Source organism: Bacillus sp. 2175 (genome assembly GCF_057812155.1).
Genome location: NZ_CM173819.1, coordinates 5,100,543 through 5,119,517, shown reverse-complemented (window position 1 = coordinate 5,119,517; position 18,975 = coordinate 5,100,543). Strand labels below are relative to the sequence as shown.

Below are 18,975 nucleotides of genomic sequence, written 5' to 3'. Positions count from 1 at the left end.
CCTTAAAGTTATGTGGAAATAAAAATCTAGATAGGGTTGGTTTTGGTCAGAATGAAGACAATATGTACTTTGAAAATAGTCATTTATTTTGTCTAAAGAGAGTCGTGCGATTAGTGGACCGAAGTTGAAAGGTGATAGTTTCTTACATTGTTAGAGAAATATAAGGATTACAGAATATTCGACTAACACGTTACTACGGTCATTTTTGAGCCTGTTTAAACAATAAGAAAGAAGGTGTTTTACTCCTTAGTTACAATATCTTTTTAGTAAAGATAAGCTTAAGTAACCTCCGCTAAAGATTATATACTTAAATGATAAAGAGTTCAACACTAGTTCACATATTTTCCCAAAAATAAAAAACGGCTGTTTTATGTGGAATAAATCTACAAAACAGCCGTTTTTGGTATTAGATTTCTGTTAAGATTATTGGTTCACCGCGTGTTACGACAACGGTATGTTCACATTGTGCAACAAGACTTTTATCAGGTGTAACGAATGTCCAACCGTCGTCACCACGTTCAATAATATGATCAGCTTTCATAGAGATGAAAGGTTCTACAGCGATAACAAGACCGTCTTTTAGAAGTGCATTATCCATTGGGTCATAGTAACTTAAAATGTGATTTGGTGCTTCATGTAAGCTAAGACCAATGCCGTGACCAGTTAAGTTTTGAATAACATTGTATCCACTTTTATGTGCGAAGTTTGAAACAGCACGACCAATTTGATTTTGTTTTGAGCCAGCTCTAACCTTTTTCATTGCTGCCCAAAATGCATCAACCGCTGCTTGGCAAAGTTTTTCTTTTGCCTCGTCTTCTCCAAGAACAAATGAAATGCCTGTATCTGCATAATAGCCATCAAGTGCAGCAGATACATCGACGTTTACTAAGTCGCCTTCTTTTAATACACGATCTCCTGGAATACCATGAGCAACTTCTTCATTTACACTAATGCAAGTTACACCTGGAAAATCATATTCTTTTTCAGGTGCAGAAATAGCACCATGCTCATCTAATACTTTTTTACCGATCAAATCAAGCTCTTTCGTTGTCATACCTGGCTTCGCTTGTTTTTTCATTTCTTCACGTGCAAGCGCAACGATGCGGCCGATTTTTCGTAAGCCTTCTAAATCTTGTTCATTACGAATAATCATGAAAACCACTGTCCTTCCTCGAATATATATCTTATCCGATTGTATCATGTTTATTTTCGTCCTGCTACTCGCTTGCGGTATGCGGGTTGATTCCTCTCATAAAGAATACATGACAATTGTCATATCGATGTCATGACGCATCATACTGTTTCCTAAGTTTTCCAAGGAATACAATGTAAATATAAGAAACAGCGGGGGTGGAGAGATGGAAAAGATTATTGAAGTAAATGATGTTTCTAAAACATTTAAACATAAAAACGCAGTAAATAATGTTTCATTTCATGTAAATAAAGGGGAAATAGTAGCGTTGCTTGGTCCGAATGGTGCTGGGAAAACAACGACGATGTCGATGATGCTTGGGTTAAAGGAACCAACGGAAGGTAAGGTCTCTATATTTGGAAAGAGTCCAAAGCATAGAGATGTTCGTAATAGCCTCGGTGCGATGCTGCAAGAAGTAAGTGTCATTGATAGTATTACGGTGGAAGAGGCAATTGAGTTATTCCGTAGTTATTATACGAATCCTATAGAGAAAGAGACGTTACTGCAGTTATCAAATTTAGAATCAGAGCGAAAGCAAAGATGTGAGAAATTATCAGGTGGGCAAAAAAGAAGGTTAAACTTTGCGCTTGCACTTGCGGGAAATCCGGATTTGTTATTTTTAGATGAGCCGACAGTCGGAATGGATATTACGTCTCGAAGAACGTTTTGGGAAACGATTCGAAAGTTAGCAAGTGAAGGGAAAACGATTATTTTAACGACGCATTATTTAGAAGAAGCAGATGCTTTAGCAAATCGTATCTTATTATTTGCGAACGGAAAGATTATCGCAGATGTTACACCAGACGAAATGAAAGCAACGATTTCGAGAAAAACAATTACATTTTACTCAAAGGAAAGCATTCCTACAAAATTACTAAAGGAATTACCAAATGTAACAGAAGTAAAGTCAAACGAAGGACGCTTCATTTTAACAACGGAGGATACGGATGCAACTTTAAAAGCCATTTATCAAAGGAGTTTACCTGTAACAGATGTTTCAGTTGAACGTGGAAGCCTTGATGAGGCATTTGAACAGTTTGTCGCAAATCAGAAGGAGGAAATCGCATGAGAGCGTTATGGATGCAGTGCAAAATAGAAATTTTACGTACATTCCGCAATAAATTATTTATCTTTTTCTCATTATTAATGCCCGTTATGTTTTACTACATTTTTACAAATGTTGTTCAAGTACCACAAAACGGAGATGCGTGGAAAGCACATTATTTAATTTCGATGGCAACTTTCAGTATTGTAGGGACTGCACTCTTTAGTTTCGGTGTGAGACTTTCTCAGGAAAAAGGGCAAGGATGGACACATCTTTTAAAAATTACACCGCTTCCAGAGGGAGCATATTTAACAGCAAAAATTATCGCTCAAACAGTAGTAAATGCTTTTTCAATATTAGTTATTTTTATTGCAGGGATACTAATTAATCATGTTGAGTTAACGGTAGGGCAATGGATTGGTGCGGGGTTATGGTTATTATTAGGGGTAACACCATTTTTAGCGTTAGGAACAGTAATAGGTTCCATTAAGAAGGCGGACGCAGCTGCTGGCTTAGCAAATATTTTAAATATGAGTTTAGCTATAGTTGGCGGGTTATGGATGCCGATTGAAGTATTCCCAAAAATCTTAAGAACGATTGGTGAATGGACACCAACATACCATTTTGGAAGTGGTGCGTGGGATATTGTAGCTGGAAAATCAATTGGATGGGAAAATATCGCGGTATTAGGAGGTTATTTCCTTATATTTGTTGTAGTATCAATATATATAAGAAAAAGACAGGAAGCGGTATAAATGATAGAGAAGAAGAGGATTGAGATTTTTCCAAAACATATGGGATTTTTTCCGTACATGTGGCTTGTGTATTTATTATTTCCAATTTACCATTTAGCACAAGCATCAGGGTGGAAGCTTGTGCTAGGAAGCGGTATGTTGATACTTTTTATTATCACATACCGTCAGCTATATTTTGTTCAGAAGACGTTTATTTTATGGGCATGCATTCAAATGATACTCATCTTTTTATTTGCTTTATTTTATAATCCTTTTATGATATTTTTTGGCTTTTTCACAGCAAGTGCGATGGGATTTGCGCCAAATAAGAAAGTATTTCGAGTGCTGTTATGCTCGTTAGTTATAATGCTTGGAGCATTTTTATTTGTAAATATGAATCAAATAACAACTACAAGTTTAGTAAATATCGTTCCGATGTTTATTTTAATGCTTCTTACGCCATTTGGTATGCGTAATTTTAATCAGAAAAAGATGTTAAGAAATCAATTAGATGAGGCGAACGAGCAAATTAAAGACTTAGTAAAACGTGAAGAACGGCAGCGGATTGCAAGAGATCTTCATGACACATTAGGGCATACGTTATCTCTTATTACTTTAAAAAGCCAGCTTGTAGAGAAGTTAATTGTGAAAAATCCAGAGCGTGCAAGTGCGGAAGCGAAGGAAATTACACAAACTTCTCGTACAGCCTTAAAACAGCTGAGAGAATTAATTTCTGATATGCGTATGATTACGGTAGAAGAAGAGCTAGAGCAAATAAAAGCGATCTTACAAGCAGCTAATATTGAATTAGAAGTGAGGCAAGAAGCAAGATCGAGCTCGTTATCACCAATTGAACAAAATATTGTCGGGATGTGTTTACGTGAGGCTGTTACAAATGTTGTAAAACATAGTAAGGCGACGCGGTGCGCAGTTTCTGTATTAGAATCACAAGGTGAACTGATTTTGAAAGTAGAAGATAACGGAATCGGTTTAACAGATCAAAATCATGATGGAAATGGTATTCGCGGCATGAAAGAACGAATTGCTCTTATTGATGGATTTGTTGAACTAGGTACAATCAATCCAGGGACGTTGTTAACAGTAAAAGTTCCAGTTGTTATTAGAACAGGAAAAGATGAGGTGAGGGCATGATCCGAATTATTATTGCAGAAGATCAGCGGATGCTTCGTGGTGCGTTAGGGGCTCTGCTTGATCTAGAAGATGATATCGAAGTAATTGGACAAGCGGCAAACGGGGAAGAGGCGCTAAAATTAATTGAATCGTTAAAACCGGATATAAGTATCATGGATATTGAAATGCCGATTCAAAGTGGATTAGATGTTGCTGAAGCGTTAAAGAAAGAAAAATCATCATGCAAAGTAATGATTTTAACAACATTTGCACGGCCGGGATATTTTGAAAGAGCAATGAAAGCTGGTGTGCACGGCTATTTATTAAAGGATAGCCCAAGTGAAGATTTAGCGGCAGCAATTCGTAATGTAATGAAGGGGAAACGAGAGGTCTCCCAAGATTTAATGTTTGGCTTATGGCAGGAGCAAAATCCGTTGTCAGATCGCGAAAAGGAAGTATTGTTGCTTGCGAAAGAAGGAAAGACGGCAAACGAAATTGCGAAGGCACTTTATCTTTCGCCGGGTACAGTACGTAATTATATTTCTGAAGTATTAGCGAAGCTTGATGCGAAAAATAGAATTGAAGCAATTACAATTGCGGAAGAAAAGGGATGGATATGAAAAGAAGTTTACCTATGATTGGTAAACTTCTTTTTTATTATTGTACCGCTATTACTTTATTTATTTTTTGTAACGGTTTGTAACCGTGTGCTTCAAATGCCTTTGCAAATTCATTTGATACGGCAGTGCCATATAAATCTTTTGCAGCTTGTACAATATGAGATTGAAGTGATTCAAAGTCTTCAGCGGAAGTTGCATAATTTTGCAATGTACGCATAACAACTTTACTTACTTTTTCATTTCCTTGCTTTTGAACAGCAACACCGTTATATGTTTTACCTTCAGCTAATTGATATAATACGTGACTGATAATACCAGAATTTACGTGTGATTCTTGATTATTACCATCGTTATAGAAATCTTGTAAATTTGTATATAATTTATGACCGCCGTCACCAATTTCCTTTGGGATATCACGAATTGTTAGGCCGCCTAATGTATCGCCCATAATCCAGTTTCCTTTATCTTTCTTTACGTAATATTCGATTTGTGTACCCCAGAAATCCGCTAATCCCTCGTTTAGTGCAGATGTTTCAGCGCTTGGATATCTCACGACTTTATTTTTCGTCGTGCCACTAAATACAGCATGTCCAAATTCATGAGCTGTTACATCAAGAGCGGATGTTAGTTTTCCGTCTAGACCATCACCAAATACCATTTGGTTCCAAGCGGGATGCCAAAATGCATTTACATAGTCTTCTTTTACACCATCACTAACTTCAGTAGAATCAAAACCGTGTACACTAGCAACAACTTTTGAATCTTTATTGTCGTAACTTTTTAGATTATGTTCTTTCTTAAAGTAATCGTAAATATCACTCATATTCTTCATAGCGCCCGCGGCTTCTTTATCTGCAAAATTAGGATTGCTACTTGAAATTAGTGTCCCTGGATAACCAGCTTGACTATATCCTCCGAGGGAATCGGCGTAGTTTGCATTATAAATATAAATACCATTTCCGCGTGATAAATCCGCTAAATAAAATTTCCCATCAGTTCCTTTGGCAATATTGAAAGAGATGTTTTCTTGAAGTGCATTTTTCCCAGTTCCTTGCTCACTTGCAGGGGATAATCTAGGTGATGTTACTTGATTTATAGTCTTATTCTCTTTGTTTTTAATGAACTTTTCTTGGAAAAGTACTTCGCCAGTTTTTAGATCAACGATAGCATTGCCGTTTATAATTTGTTCATTGTTTTCATAAGTAAATGTAATAACAGTTGCGAATGTATAATAGCCATCTTTTTTCTTATAAACAACGGTTTCGCTAGAGAATTCTGTCTCAACTGCATCACTTGGAATTTGAACTATATCGCGTAATTTAGATTTTACTTCATTTTTCGACAAAAAATTTGTTATAGTAAGATTAGGTTGTTGATTTAAATTCTGAACAACTTTACCACTAACAGTTGTGATCACTCCATTTTTATCTACTTTTACAATGAGATCTTGGCCATATACTTTATAGTTTTTATATGTTTGTGCAAGGCGAACTTCGGTTTGATTTTCTTTAGTTTCTTTATTTGTAGGTTGGAAATCTACATTTTTTTCAGTAGTGACTTGTTCTTGTTGAGCTTTCGCCCCATTTACCTCACCTTTTAAATACTTTTTAGCAATATTTTCTTTCGTATCATTTTGAGGTTGTGTTAATTTCCCGATTGTTAAACCAGGCTGAGCAATTTCAACTTTGACTGCACTTTTGTCTAACTCTTGAGCATGAATAGCTTCTGTTGATAAAGGGCAAAGAAGACCGAATGTAACGAAAGCACTAGCAAGTTTTCTATAATTCATCTATAACACTCCTAATCTATTATTGTATGTGAGATGAATTGTATGAAAAATTTGCCGAATTATATATATATTATGCATTATTTCATATCAAAAATTGTCGAATTCACATTATTGTAGTGGTATGACAACTTAAAAAACTAGATTGTTATAATGGGATGGTGAGTAAGTATGCACGCAGAAAAATTAGGAAGTGAAATTAAGAAAATTAGGGTGATGAGAGGATTAACACAAAAACAGTTATCCGAGAACATATGTCATCAATCGGAAGTAAGTCGAATTGAATCGGGCGCGGTATACCCAAGTATGGATATATTGCAAGGTATTGCAGCAAAATTACAAGTTCCCATCATTCATTTTTATGAGGTACTTATTTATTCTGATATTGAGAGGAATAAGCAGTTAAAAGATCAAATTATTCTGCTTTGTAAGCAAAAAAAATATAAAGAAATTTATAATAGAGTATGCAATGAATTGAAAAAGGAAGAATATCATCCCGAGCTTCAGCAATTTCTTCAATGGCAATATTATGTAGCTGCTTACGTATTGAAAAAAATCGATTACGAATATTGCATTTTAGAATTAAAGAAATTGCTCAATCAACAACTGGTAGGAATAGATGTATATCAGAACCTTTATATTGAAAACGCAATTGCAAACATTTATGCTGAAAACGGCTATTTGAAGCAGGGTATTGATTTGTTTGAAAATATATTAAAACAATTAGAGGCATTGCATGATAATAAAGAGTTTGATGTGAAGGTGAGACATAATCATGCAAAAGCATTATACATAGACAATCAATACGAAGAAGCGCTTTGTCACGCAAATAAAGCCATTGACCTATCGTGTCGAATTAACAGTATGACATTGATTGGGCAGTTATACTTTCGAAAAGGTGAATGCCTAGCAAAACTTGGGTGTGATAGAGCAGAAATTGAAGATGCTTACGAAAAAGCATGCTTCTTTTTTGATATATTAGGAAACCATGAATTAAAAGAATCACTTATAAAAAAAATGAAGAAATAAAAAAGACATAAAGAACAAATATGCATAATTGCATAAAGTCTGGATAATTTTTCATGATATATTTAAAGAAAAAATGCGGGTGATGGAATATGAAAAAACTACTTATTGGTAGTTTACTAACGTTAGCGATGGCATGGGGTATTTCATTAGGAGATACAGCATTAGAGAAAAACCAAATAATTTCTCATAATAATCAAGAGATACAATTAGCTAATGAAGTACCTTTTGAGTTCTAAAAAACAACCGTCTTACTTAGACGGTTGTTTTTTTATGGAGTAACATCCAAACGTCTTTACTAGAAACAGGTTTGCTAATAAAGAATCCTTGAATGTGATCACAATTTTGTTTATGTAAAAATTCCCATTCTTCTGCTGTTTCTACACCTTCTGCAATCACTTTTAAATTTAGTTCTTTTGATAGTGTAATAATGGAAGAGACAATTGCTTCTTCTAAAGGGCTAGTTGTAATTCCACAAATAAACTCTCGAGCGATTTTTAATGTGTTGATTGGATATTTTGTTAAATAAGCTAAAGAACTATAACCAGTACCAAAGTCGTCGATTGAAATTTGAATACCGAGATTTTGAAGTTGTTCTAGTTTTGCAACTACAGATTGATTTTGATTAATTGCGATGCTTTCCGTAATTTCAATATCTAGTGCTTCTGGTTTCAGTTCTGTCTCTTCCAACACCTTTGAAATAGTTGGGATTAAATCTGCATGGTTAAATTGAACAACAGATAAATTCACACCAACTTTTAAGTGAGAAAAACCTTGATTATGCCATCTTTTTGCTTCTAAACAGGCAGTACGTAAAATCCAATTGCCAAGTTCAATAATAAAACCAGTTTCCTCTGCTAGAGGGATAAATTGGGCAGGAGATACGATACCGAGTTTTGGATGCTTCCAACGTATTAATGCTTCAAAACCGATAATTTGTTTTGTTTTTGTGCTTACTTGTGGCTGGTATTCAAGGAAAAATTCATTTTGTTGTAATGCTTTTGAAAGTTCACCTTCTAAGAATTGAATTTCATTTTGAGCGATACTCATTTCTTTTGAGAAGAAAACAAATCTGTTTTTTCCATTTGCTTTCGCACGATACATAGCCATATCAGCATTTTTCATTAACTCATTTACATCAGTTCCATAATCAGGGTACATCGCAATTCCGATACTTGGTGTAATAGAGAGTTCTTCGCCTTGAATGAAGAATGGTTTGTTTAAAATAGTTAAAATCTGTTCAGCTATAAAAATTGCACTTTTTTCTGAGTACATTTCTGGTAATAGAATTGTAAACTCATCTCCACCTTGACGAGCGACGATATCTTTTGAACGCAAGCAACCGCGTAATCTTTTTGCTACTTCAATTAATAATAAATCTCCGACGTCATGACCAAGTCTATCGTTAATTTTTTTAAATCGATCTAAATCAAGGAATATGACGGCGACATCATTTGCGTTAGTTTGAGCTGTATTTAAAATGGCTTTTAAATCTTTTTCGAACTTTCGGCGATTTGGTAATCCAGTAAGTGCATCGTGAAAGGCTAAATGTTCTACTTGTTTTTGTTTTTCATATAAGGTGGTAATATCACGTGCTATCCCAAACATTCCGACCACTTCTTTGTTTATAAAAGTAGGGATAAGTGTAATATGAAGATAATAATAATAGCCTTCTTGTTCTTTTGTCCGAACTTCTAACGTTTGTGGCCTACCTTCCTTTGTAATTTGTAAAGCCTTCTTTAGTAGTTCGTGGTCTTTTGAATCAATGAAGTGTACCAGAGAATAGCTTGCCACTTGGCAATAATAGGCAGTAAATAAGCTTTCGCAAGCCTTATTAGATTGTTGAAAAATGCCATTCATATTTAAAGAGAAAACGGCATCGGGATGATCTTCGAATAAAGACTTATAGCGTTGTTCACTTTTTGATAATGCAAATGCACCTTCTTCAACTTCATCCTCTAGTTGTGTAGTCAACTGTTCATATGTAAGGATTAGTGCTTGATTATCTTTCCACATGTAAAGTTGCCGCAAGAATAACAAAATAAGTGATAATACGAGACCAATTAACATAAATTTATCATCCCAAGGTTGAATGATAATAAAGGAAAAAGTAATAATTATACTAAAATAAGGTAGTATAAAACGTACATAATCGAATCGATAATATTTTGCTTTCGTTTCATGTTGCATTGGTTTATCCAAGATATATAGTATGGAAGAAAGTCCAATTAATAAAATAGAAGCAGTGTGTATTAAATAATTAAATTCAGGAGAAGTTTTCATCCCAAAATTTAATTGAAACAGATGAATGTAACCGTATACGAGTATAATAGTGAAACCGATAATTAATGCGATTCTACTAGAAGAATATTGTTCTCTTCTATATAGACTAATAACGGCGTAAATTACTAATGATTGTGCAATAAAATAGCCAATTAAAATCCAAGTTTCCTTTGTTAACATACGGAAGCTTGAAAGGTCCAAGATAAAAGTTAAAGTGAAATAAATGTTCATAATAACAATAAAGATGCTATCGAATGAAAATTGAGCAAGACCCTTAATAGAGTAAATTTTTATAAACTTTATAGCAAATCCAACAAAGAGTAAAACATATTGTATGATAAAAAAAGGTAATGCTTTATATGAGAATATAACTTGCTTATGAATAGAAAGTGAAGGAAGAAATAAAGTTATTTCCATAGCTAACCCGCATAGACAAGTACATAATAATAAAATCCAAAATAATTTATCACCATGCGTCATTTTTCTAATCGCTTTACATAAGCAATAGCAAGAAAAAAGTGCAGCGAAACAGAATAAGAAAAGAATCCCGATTTCTTTTATATTCGACTCATTTGGTATAAGGAATATCCAAAGAGCAAATATAAATATGTATATTATGACAGATTGTATATACTTTTTTTGATTAATCATATTATGACTCCGTTTCAATAAAGTTGAATCTCGGGGAGAAAATGCTAATTTAAATAATAGCATATAAAACAGAATGTTTTTTACTATAAAAATTACTTTTTTGAAAAAATGGTGCAAAGTTACAATTTACCACTGTAACATTGCACCACTTATTCTTTTAATTCCTCTTATAGCAGAAAGTTCATCTATTAATTGGAATAGTGCTAAGTCTTTTTGTTTACTTTCAATCATAATATCGAAATTATGATTGTGTTTTTTTGCAATGTGTAAGAAAGGCTTAATAAACTCTAAATCGATATATTCAGCATGAGCCCTAAATTCTTTTTCCGATCTCGGGGAGGAAATGTGAACTTTAGGAGAGATATTTGTATGTGACCAAGTTTCAAAAATTGCAGGAAGCAACTCTTCTAGTGGTTCCTCGCAAAGATTGGCCATATGATGATGATAATCAAATACAAATGGAATATTTTCTTTTTGGCAAATGGATAAAGTTTCAGCGGTTGTATAGGTTTTATCATCATTTTCAAGAGTCATTTGTTTTTTTATATGTGTAGGAAGTTTTTTTATGTTTTCATGGAAGCGCTCAATTGCCTTTTCTTTATTTCCATAGGCTCCACCTACATGAATATTAATGTAAGAAGAATCTGCAATGCCTATAGCATCCAATATTTTATAATGATAAGTCATATCCGTAATAGCGTTAGTAGTAATATGTGGCTTGTCGCTTGTAAATAGCGTAAATTGATTTGGATGAAAACTTATTCGTAAATTGTGTTCTTTAATTAAAGCCCCTATTTTACGCCAAAGTGGTGTGAATACCCCATGCCCATCAACTTAAGAATTTGCACTACCCCCAAGTGTCAAAAAACGTTATTCTTTCTAAAAAGCTAGCTAGAAAGGATGACATTTTTTATGAATCTTTCAATTCAAGATGAATTACAACTATTTTCTGAAGAGCTGTATCGTCATTTAACCCCTTCTCTTTTGGAAGAACTCGCTAAAGAATTAGGTTTTGTAAAAAGAAAACGAAAGTTTTCAGGAAATGAATTAGCTACCATATGTATCTGGGTCAGTCAACGTACAGCGAGTGATTCTCTCGTTCGACTATGCAGTCAATTACACGCCGCCACAGGCACTCTTATGAGTCCAGAAGGACTCAATAAACGCTTTGATAAAAAAGCGGTTGAATTTTTGAAATATATTTTTTCTGCATTATGGAAAAGTAAACTTTGTAAAACATCAGCCATTTCAAGTGCAGCACTCACGTATTTTCAACGAATCCGTATTTTAGATGCGACGATTTTCCAAGTACCGAAACATTTAGCACATGTATATCCTGGGTCAGGTGGTTGTGCACAAACTGCAGGTATCAAGATTCAATTAGAATATGACTTACACAGCGGACAGTTTTTAAACTTCCAGGTAGGTCCTGGAAAAAATAATGATAAAACATTTGGAACAGATTGCTTAGATACCTTACGGCCGGGTGATCTGTGTATTCGTGATTTAGGATATTTTTCATTGGAAGACTTAGATCAAATGGATCAACGTGGCGTGTGCTATATATCAAGACTTAAGTTAAACCATACCGTCTATACGAAAAATCCATTTCCAGAATACTTTCGAAATGGGACAATCAAAAAACAGTCACAGTATATCCAAGTTGATTTAGAGAACATTATGCACACGTTAAAACCAGGACAAACGTATGAAATAAAAGAGTCGTATATTGGCAAGAATCAAAGATTATTTACAAGAGTAATTATCTACCGATTAACAGAGGAACAAATACTGGAACGTAGAAAAAAACAAAGCTATACCGAAAGTAAAAAGGGGATTACATTTTCAGAAAAGAGTAAACGATTAACGGGTATCAACATATATGTTACGAATACGCCTTGGGAAGTGGTTCCGATGGAACAAATCCATGATTTTTACTCCCTCCGCTGGCAGATCGGCGTGTCCAGATAAGGACACATTATCTAGTTGGTGAAAGTCCAATCGGGAGAATAGACTCCACTCCCGTAGCCTGAGAGGCGCCATGAAGTGAAAGCGACATGGCGAAGCCCTCTGACATCACATGCAAAAGGCATGTGGGCAAATCTCCAGGTTGTAACGTACAGTGAACGTAGATGTAGCCTCGTTACACGCAATTCCGGTGGCTGAGACGGTCGATAACGTGCGAAAGCAACAAGAACTGACCGAAACGAGTCTGGAACGGCAGTTCTCACCGGCGGGGTATCAGCGGCGACATGGAGAGAAAGATAATGTGGAAACTGGAGAAGCCCTCGACACCCGATGAAGAAATCTCATCGAGGAGACCGTCTCTATAACCGCGATCGGGAAGTGAGAACGGTAGGTGTCAGGGTGGCGGAACGGATCGTAGTACCAGAGATCTGCGTGCAGCAAAACACGCGGGGAGGAAAGGATCCGAACCTGTAAACATTTCGTATGACTAAAGGAGGCAAGGGTGCTATGACAAAAACACCCATCACTTTGCAGGAACTAAGGCAACGAATCTATCGAAAGGCGAAGTCTGAACCTACGCACCGGTTTTGGGGGATATTTACCCACATTACCAAAATTACAACCCTTCACGAAGCATATCAACAGGCGAGGAAAAACAATGGTGCCCCAGGCATTGATGGAAAAAGTTTTGCTGATATAGAACTAGAAGGAGTTATCCCATTCTTAACGGGTATTCAAGAAGAATTACAAGCTGGAATATACCAACCACAAGCCAATCGAAAAGTAGAAATCCCAAAGACAAACGGCAAAATGCGAACTCTGCAAATTCCGTGTATACGAGATCGTGTAGTACAAGGAGCGCTAAAACTCATATTAGAAGCAATTTTTGAAGCTGATTTCTGTCCAAACTCGTATGGGTTTCGGCCGAAACGCTCTCCACATCAGGCATTGGCAGAAGTACGACGCAGTATATTGCGCCGTATGACCATAATAATTGATGTTGATTTGTCACGCTACTTTGATACAATCCGACACAACATATTATTGGAGAAAATCGCGAAACGTGTCCAAGACCCACAGGTTATGCATCTTGTAAAACAGGTAATTAAGGCAACAGGAAAGATCGGTGTCCCGCAAGGGGGACCATTTTCTCCACTAGCCGCGAACATTTACCTCAATGAAGTGGATTGGACATTTGATACCATTCGACGTAAAACAGCTGATGGCAATTACGAAGCTGTAAACTATCACCGTTTTGCCGACGATATAGTTATCGCTGTAAGCGGACACTCCAGTAAAAGTGGATGGGCTGAACTGGCATTACGACGACTGTGGGAACAGTTAAAGCCTTTGGGAGTTGAACTGAATCTGGAGAAGACTCAGATGGTCAATGTCCTAAAAGGAGAATCCTTCGGATTTTTAGGATTTGACCTGAGACGAATACCGAACCGAAATAAGAATGGATTCTTCGTTTTCATGATCCCGAAGAAGAAAGCTCGCACGACAGTGAAAGCAAAAATTCGCGAACTCATTCAAAACGCAGGAGCGAAGCCAGCACAAGACTTAATAAAACAAATCAATGCCGTACTGACTGGATGGGTGAACTACTTCCGGGTTGGGAACTCTAGTCAAGCTTTCAGTGAAGTACGTGATTATACGGAGATGAAAATTCGCACACTGTTAACGAGAAGGAAACGACGACGAAAGCGTAGCATCGGATGGCAGAGATGGAGTAACGAATATCTCTATGGTGTACTGGGGCTTTACTGGGACTGGAAAGTCCTTCCCCTGAAAAGTGCAGAGAGTTTCCGATGAAAGTGTCTGCCATTTGATAGGTCTCATAACCCTTTTGATGAAGTTTATGGGGTGAGCTGCTTGAGGGAAAACCTCACGAGCAGTTCTTATGGGGAGAGGCTGGAAACGGATCACAACTGATACCGCGCCAGTCTTTTACCCGACAAATCATATTTAAAACGTGGAAATCTCTATTTCAAATTCATCATTGGCAAACTATCAAACAAGAGCGATTAGAATGCCATGTGTATGGAAAACTCATTGCCATTTTTATATGTTCTTCCACGATGTTTAAGATGCGCCAACTTCTGTTGCAAAAGCACAAAAGAGAACTAAGCGAATATAAAGCAATTGGGATGATTCAAGATCATCTATCCCTGTTATATCAAGCGATACAGAGAAACACCCGTATAATAACAAAGGTTTTAATCCGCCTGTTTACCCTACTAAAGAAAAATGGCCGGAAATCCCATCGATATGAGAAGAAAACTATCTTTGATATTATGGGTGTTGTCTATGAGTATAATGGATTGAGAAAACAAAAGAAAGCTGCATAAGAAAAAAATGAAACCCGTTAGGGTTTATTTCGTATGCTCATTTTTAAGAGGATTATACTGTTTAAAAGTTTGTTCATTTCAATTAATGGAAAACCGTAGAGTTTCTATCCTTAAGTTGATGGGCATGTGTGAATACCCCAATATAGTCAAACTCGACTTCGGGATGTGTTGCAAGTGGGACGATGGAAGACGATAGGCGATATAGTGGGATTTCATGCGCTATATTGTAATGAAGGATACGTATTGTGTGCTCTAAATTTTGCTTTATAACATGGTACAGGTTGTCTTCTCGTTCTTGCTTGCTAAGTTTCTTAAAGCTTGTAAACGTCATTGTTTTGGCAGGAGAACAGTCCCAGAGTGCCATTGCATGTGAGACATATCCAAACCGTATAATCATATGAGATACACCTCTTTTATTCATTGTCTTTCCTATAAAAAGAAAGCAAATATTGTTCCAATCCATTCCTTTCCTCTATTGATAAGAGAAGGCGGGTTTACATCGCTATATGAAAGTACGGATGCATTCTCTAGATCTTCATGAAATTTATTTTTTACTGTTTGAATGAAATGTTTATTATATAACAGGCAGTTTATTTCATGGTTAATATATAAACTTCTCATATCAAAGTTTGCCGTTCCGATATCACAAATATCATCGTCCACTATAATAATTTTGGCGTGAAAAAACCCTTGTTGAAATGCATAAATATTGCAACCAGCCTGTATTAATTTTCGGCAGTACGGGAATTTTGCTTCCCGAACGAGAGGGTGATCAGCTTTTTCTGGAACAAGAATTGTGATTTGAACCCCTCTTTCTCTTGCTTTTAATAAGGCATTCATAATTTTTTTTCCAGGAATGAAATATGGCGTACCGATACAGATTTCTTTTTTTGCTCCGTTAATTAAATGTAAAAAAGTATGCTGTAAATAAGCACCATCAGTCGGAATAAATTGATGCAAGATGGTACCTGGTTGTTGTTTTGGAAAATAAAGAGAAGCATCCAATAAATTCTGTTTCGTATCATCAAACCAATCATGCAAAAATTGCTTTTGTAAATCTTGAACCCCTTCTCCTGTAAGACGTAAATGATAGTCTCGCCATAATCCTAAGTGTTCATTATGCCCTAGATACTCTTCGCCAATATTAAATCCCCCGATATAGCCGGTTTTCCCATCAATCACTGTAATTTTTCTATGATTTCTTTGATTGGCAGAAAAGAAAGGAAGAGGAAATTTTACCTTATGACAAAATGAAAAAGATACACCATGTTTTTGCAGGGAGCGAATAGCTTCGTTTGATAAAGAATGGCTGCCAAATCGATCAAGTAAAAGTCGTACTTCAATTCCTTCCTGAGCCTTATCAATCAGCAAATTTAAAAATTCACGACTGATTTTATCGTTTTTTACAATGAAGAATAAAATATGAATGTGGTGCTGTGCTTGTTTTATATCAGTAAATAAAGCGTCATATAAATCTTTCCCATATGTATAAAGGTGAAAATCACTTTGACGTAAAGGGAAAGTGCGAGAGCTTACCTGTTTTAAATGAAGAAGTCTCCCGTATGAAAGGTCAATTGTAATCCAAAGAGCAACGGATATTAACAAAAGAGATAAGTAGAGCATCAGTGAATTCCCTCCTTCGCATTCTTTTCACCTTCAGTATGTTACAAATGATACGGGTAGCACGGCTGTTATTATAAATTTCTTTAGAGGATAGATGTTGTACTAATTAAAGTTTCACTTTATCCTGCTTTAACGGGCAGTAAGCCTTTCACCTCAAAAAATGTTGGATAAGTAGAAGTTAGTTAGGAAATCAACTGCCCGTAAAAGCCCGATGGGTTCAACTAATAATCAGTGGGGGATGAACCACCCCTACTGATTAAAGTTTCACTTTATAGTTTCACCGAAATAAACAGCTTTATGAAAAAATGTGTTGTTCTATAACAAAAAACTGTTGACTGAATGCTCACTCATTATATAATGGGGATAGGGGATATAATTCAGAAAATTATATATTTTTGAAGATTCAAAAAGAAAGAGGGCTTACAAAGAGAGGGGTAGCATAAAAATGAATAGCTTACTGATTATTAATTGGCTGGCTGCCATTGCTGTTATTGCTTATGCAGGATATTTGTTTGTATATCTTATACGGACGAGAATGGCCTACATACAATTAGGAAAAAAAATTGAGTTTGACCGTCGTTTTAAAGAGCGTTGGGATCTCCTTAAGGTCAATGTTTTCGGTCAGAAAAAGCTGCTGAAAGATAAGAAAAGCGGCATCATTCACGTTATGTTCTTTTACGGATTTATTCTTGTCCAATTTGGAGCAATTGACTTCGTTTGGAAAGGACTCGCACCAGGATCACATCTTCCACTTGGACCACTATACCCTGCATTTACATTCTTCCAGGAAATTGTCACACTTGTTATTTTAATTGCAGTATTTTGGGCTTTTCATAGACGTTATGTAGAAAAGCTTGTTCGTTTAAAACGTAACTTCAAATCAGGTCTTGTTCTTATTTTTATCGGTGGTTTAATGATTTCTGTGCTACTTGGTAACGGTATGGGACTTATATGGCATGGCGAGGAGCTTTCATGGAGTGAACCAATTGCTTCTGCAATCGCTTACGTTTTTAGCGGGATAAATGAAACCGTAGCCATTTCAGTGTTCTATTTTTCTTGGTGGGTGCATTTACTAATTTTGTTAACGTTTTTAGTGTATGTTCCACAATCAAAACATGCGCATTTAATTGCAGGACCAGCTAATGTATTCTTCGGTCGTCTTTCAAACCCAGGGAAGCTTGAAAAGATTGATTTTGAAGATGAAACGCAAGAAACATTTGGTGTTGGTAAAATTGAAAACTTTAGACAAAATCAACTTATTGACTTATACGCTTGTGTAGAGTGTGGCCGTTGTACAAATATGTGTCCGGCAACAGGAACAGGAAAAATGTTATCACCGATGGACTTAATTTTAAAACTTCGCGATCATTTAACTGATAAAGGAGCTGCGGTAACATCAAAAGCACCGTGGGTTCCAGTAGTTGCCTTCAATAATACACAAGGAAATCAGTTAGCGATGATGGCAGCTGGAAAAGGGCAACAAGAATCAGCGTCTACAACGCTCGCTTACGATCCGAGTTTAATCGGAGATGTTATTACAGAAGAAGAGATCTGGGCATGTACAACGTGCCGTAACTGTGAAGATCAATGCCCAGTTATGAATGAGCATGTTGACAAAATTATTGACTTACGTCGATATCTCGTTTTGACTGAAGGAAAAATGGACGCGGAAGCACAACGCGCGATGACAAATATCGAGCGTCAAGGAAATCCGTGGGGGCTGAACCGTAAAGAGCGTGAAACATGGCGCCAAGGTGATGACGAAGTAACAGTTCCAACTGTAAAAGAAAAATCAAAAGCTGGGGAGGAATTCGAGTATTTATTCTGGGTTGGTTCAATGGGATCATACGACAATCGTAGTCAGAAGATTGCGATATCGTTTGCGAAGTTAATGAACGAAGCAGGCATTTCATTCGCAATTCTCGGTAATAAAGAAAAGAATTCTGGAGATACACCACGCCGCCTTGGAAATGAATTTGTATTCCAAGAGATGGCGACAAAGAATATCGAAGAATTTGAAAAGGCAGGAGTGAAGAAAATCGTTACGATTGATCCTCATGCTTATAACACATTTAAAAATGAGTATCCGGACTTTGGCTTGCAAGCAGAAGTCTATCATCATACAGAATTGTTAGCTCAGTGGGTGAAAGAAGGGCGCTTAAAGCCTGTTCACGCTATTGAAGAAACAGTTACGTACCATGATTCCTGTTATTTAGGAAGATACAACGAAGTGTATGAAGCGCCACGTGACATTTTGAAAGCGATTCCTGGAGTGAATCTTGTAGAAATGGCACGTAACCGTGAAACGGGAATGTGCTGTGGCGCAGGTGGTGGCTTAATGTGGATGGAAGAAACAACAGGTTCACGTATTAACGTTGCTCGTACAGAACAAGCATTAGCTGTACAGCCATCCATTATCGGTACAGGTTGTCCATATTGCTTAACGATGATCAGTGATGGAACGAAAGCGAAAGAGGTAGAAGAGAAAGTTCAAACTCTTGATGTGACAGAGATTTTAGAACGATCTGTTATCGGACAGAAAAAAGAAGCGATGTAGTTTGTAAG

12 protein-coding genes and 4 pseudogenes are annotated in these 18,975 nt (G+C 36.3%); 10 read left to right on the top strand and 6 right to left on the bottom strand.

Annotation, left to right across the window (positions count from 1 at the left end; translation table 11 throughout):
* Positions 1–406: 406 nt before the first annotated feature.
* On the bottom strand, positions 407–1,201 hold the full coding sequence (gene map, locus ACXKY9_RS26740) for a type I methionyl aminopeptidase (protein ID WP_003313889.1): 795 nt from the start codon (positions 1,199–1,201) through the stop codon (positions 407–409).
* A gap of 157 nt (positions 1,202–1,358) precedes the next feature.
* Here map and ACXKY9_RS26735 point away from each other — a divergent pair, with 157 nt between their 5' ends.
* Genes ACXKY9_RS26735 through ACXKY9_RS26720 form a run of 4 tightly spaced genes read left to right on the top strand, consistent with a single transcriptional unit; the run spans position 1,359 to position 4,722 of the window.
* Positions 1,359–2,261 (top strand): ABC transporter ATP-binding protein, encoded by a 903-nt coding sequence (locus tag ACXKY9_RS26735; RefSeq protein WP_000411114.1) that lies wholly within the window; start codon positions 1,359–1,361, stop codon positions 2,259–2,261.
* Positions 2,258–2,992, top strand: coding sequence for an ABC transporter permease (locus tag ACXKY9_RS26730; RefSeq protein WP_001202427.1), 735 nt, complete (start codon positions 2,258–2,260; stop codon positions 2,990–2,992). The genes ACXKY9_RS26735 and ACXKY9_RS26730 overlap by 4 nt, the downstream gene beginning before the upstream one ends.
* Complete coding sequence (locus tag ACXKY9_RS26725) at positions 2,993–4,123, top strand: sensor histidine kinase (protein ID WP_000570624.1); 1,131 nt, start codon at positions 2,993–2,995, stop codon at positions 4,121–4,123.
* Positions 4,120–4,722, top strand: coding sequence for a response regulator transcription factor (locus ACXKY9_RS26720; RefSeq protein ID WP_000619244.1), 603 nt, complete (start codon positions 4,120–4,122; stop codon positions 4,720–4,722). Before ACXKY9_RS26725 ends, ACXKY9_RS26720 begins: the two co-directional genes overlap by 4 nt.
* A 37-nt stretch (positions 4,723–4,759) precedes the next feature.
* On the opposite strand, the gene ACXKY9_RS26715 is transcribed toward ACXKY9_RS26720, so the two are convergent.
* Entirely contained in the window at positions 4,760–6,511 is a 1,752-nt protein-coding gene (locus tag ACXKY9_RS26715) for a M4 family metallopeptidase (protein ID WP_001109508.1), read from the bottom strand.
* 168 nt (positions 6,512–6,679) lie between these two features.
* On the opposite strand from ACXKY9_RS26715, the gene ACXKY9_RS26710 reads away from it, so the two are divergent.
* Entirely contained in the window at positions 6,680–7,537 is an 858-nt protein-coding gene (locus tag ACXKY9_RS26710) for a helix-turn-helix domain-containing protein (protein WP_000542925.1), read from the top strand.
* Between the two features lie 89 nt (positions 7,538–7,626).
* Positions 7,627–7,773 (top strand): quorum-sensing peptide PapR, encoded by a 147-nt coding sequence (locus ACXKY9_RS26705; protein ID WP_000734726.1) that lies wholly within the window; start codon positions 7,627–7,629, stop codon positions 7,771–7,773.
* 16 nt (positions 7,774–7,789) lie between these two features.
* Here ACXKY9_RS26705 and ACXKY9_RS26700 read toward each other — a convergent pair whose 3' ends face one another.
* Together ACXKY9_RS26700 and uvsE are read right to left on the bottom strand one after the other, a co-directional pair.
* Positions 7,790–10,468: a DUF4084 domain-containing protein gene (locus tag ACXKY9_RS26700; protein WP_000609931.1), complete on the bottom strand. Its 2,679-nt coding sequence runs from the start codon at positions 10,466–10,468 to the stop codon at positions 7,790–7,792.
* Between the two features lie 126 nt (positions 10,469–10,594).
* Positions 10,595–11,290: pseudogene (gene uvsE, locus ACXKY9_RS26695) on the bottom strand (UV DNA damage repair endonuclease UvsE); the annotation flags it as partial.
* Positions 11,291–11,380: 90 nt separating this feature from the next.
* On the opposite strand from uvsE, the pseudogene ACXKY9_RS26690 reads away from it, so the two are divergent.
* The 3 genes and pseudogenes from ACXKY9_RS26690 to ACXKY9_RS26680 all read left to right on the top strand — a co-directional run.
* Positions 11,381–12,430, top strand: a pseudogene (locus ACXKY9_RS26690) (IS4-like element IS231C family transposase); the annotation flags it as partial.
* Positions 12,431–12,943: 513 nt separating this feature from the next.
* Entirely contained in the window at positions 12,944–14,251 is a 1,308-nt protein-coding gene (ltrA, locus tag ACXKY9_RS26685; protein WP_000169371.1) for a group II intron reverse transcriptase/maturase, read from the top strand.
* A gap of 143 nt (positions 14,252–14,394) precedes the next feature.
* Positions 14,395–14,787 (top strand): annotated as a pseudogene (locus ACXKY9_RS26680) (IS4 family transposase); the annotation flags it as partial.
* A 127-nt stretch (positions 14,788–14,914) separates the two neighbouring features.
* Here ACXKY9_RS26680 and ACXKY9_RS26675 read toward each other — a convergent pair.
* Both ACXKY9_RS26675 and cls read right to left on the bottom strand, forming a co-directional pair.
* A pseudogene (locus ACXKY9_RS26675) lies at positions 14,915–15,184 on the bottom strand (UV damage endonuclease UvsE); the annotation flags it as partial.
* 32 nt (positions 15,185–15,216) lie between these two features.
* Positions 15,217–16,410, bottom strand: coding sequence for a cardiolipin synthase (gene cls, locus ACXKY9_RS26670; protein ID WP_000966411.1), 1,194 nt, complete (start codon positions 16,408–16,410; stop codon positions 15,217–15,219).
* Between the two features lie 445 nt (positions 16,411–16,855).
* Here cls and ACXKY9_RS26665 point away from each other — a divergent pair, with 445 nt between their 5' ends.
* Positions 16,856–18,967 (top strand): (Fe-S)-binding protein, encoded by a 2,112-nt coding sequence (locus ACXKY9_RS26665; RefSeq protein ID WP_001086778.1) that lies wholly within the window; start codon positions 16,856–16,858, stop codon positions 18,965–18,967.
* The last annotated feature ends 8 nt before the right edge of the window (positions 18,968–18,975 follow it).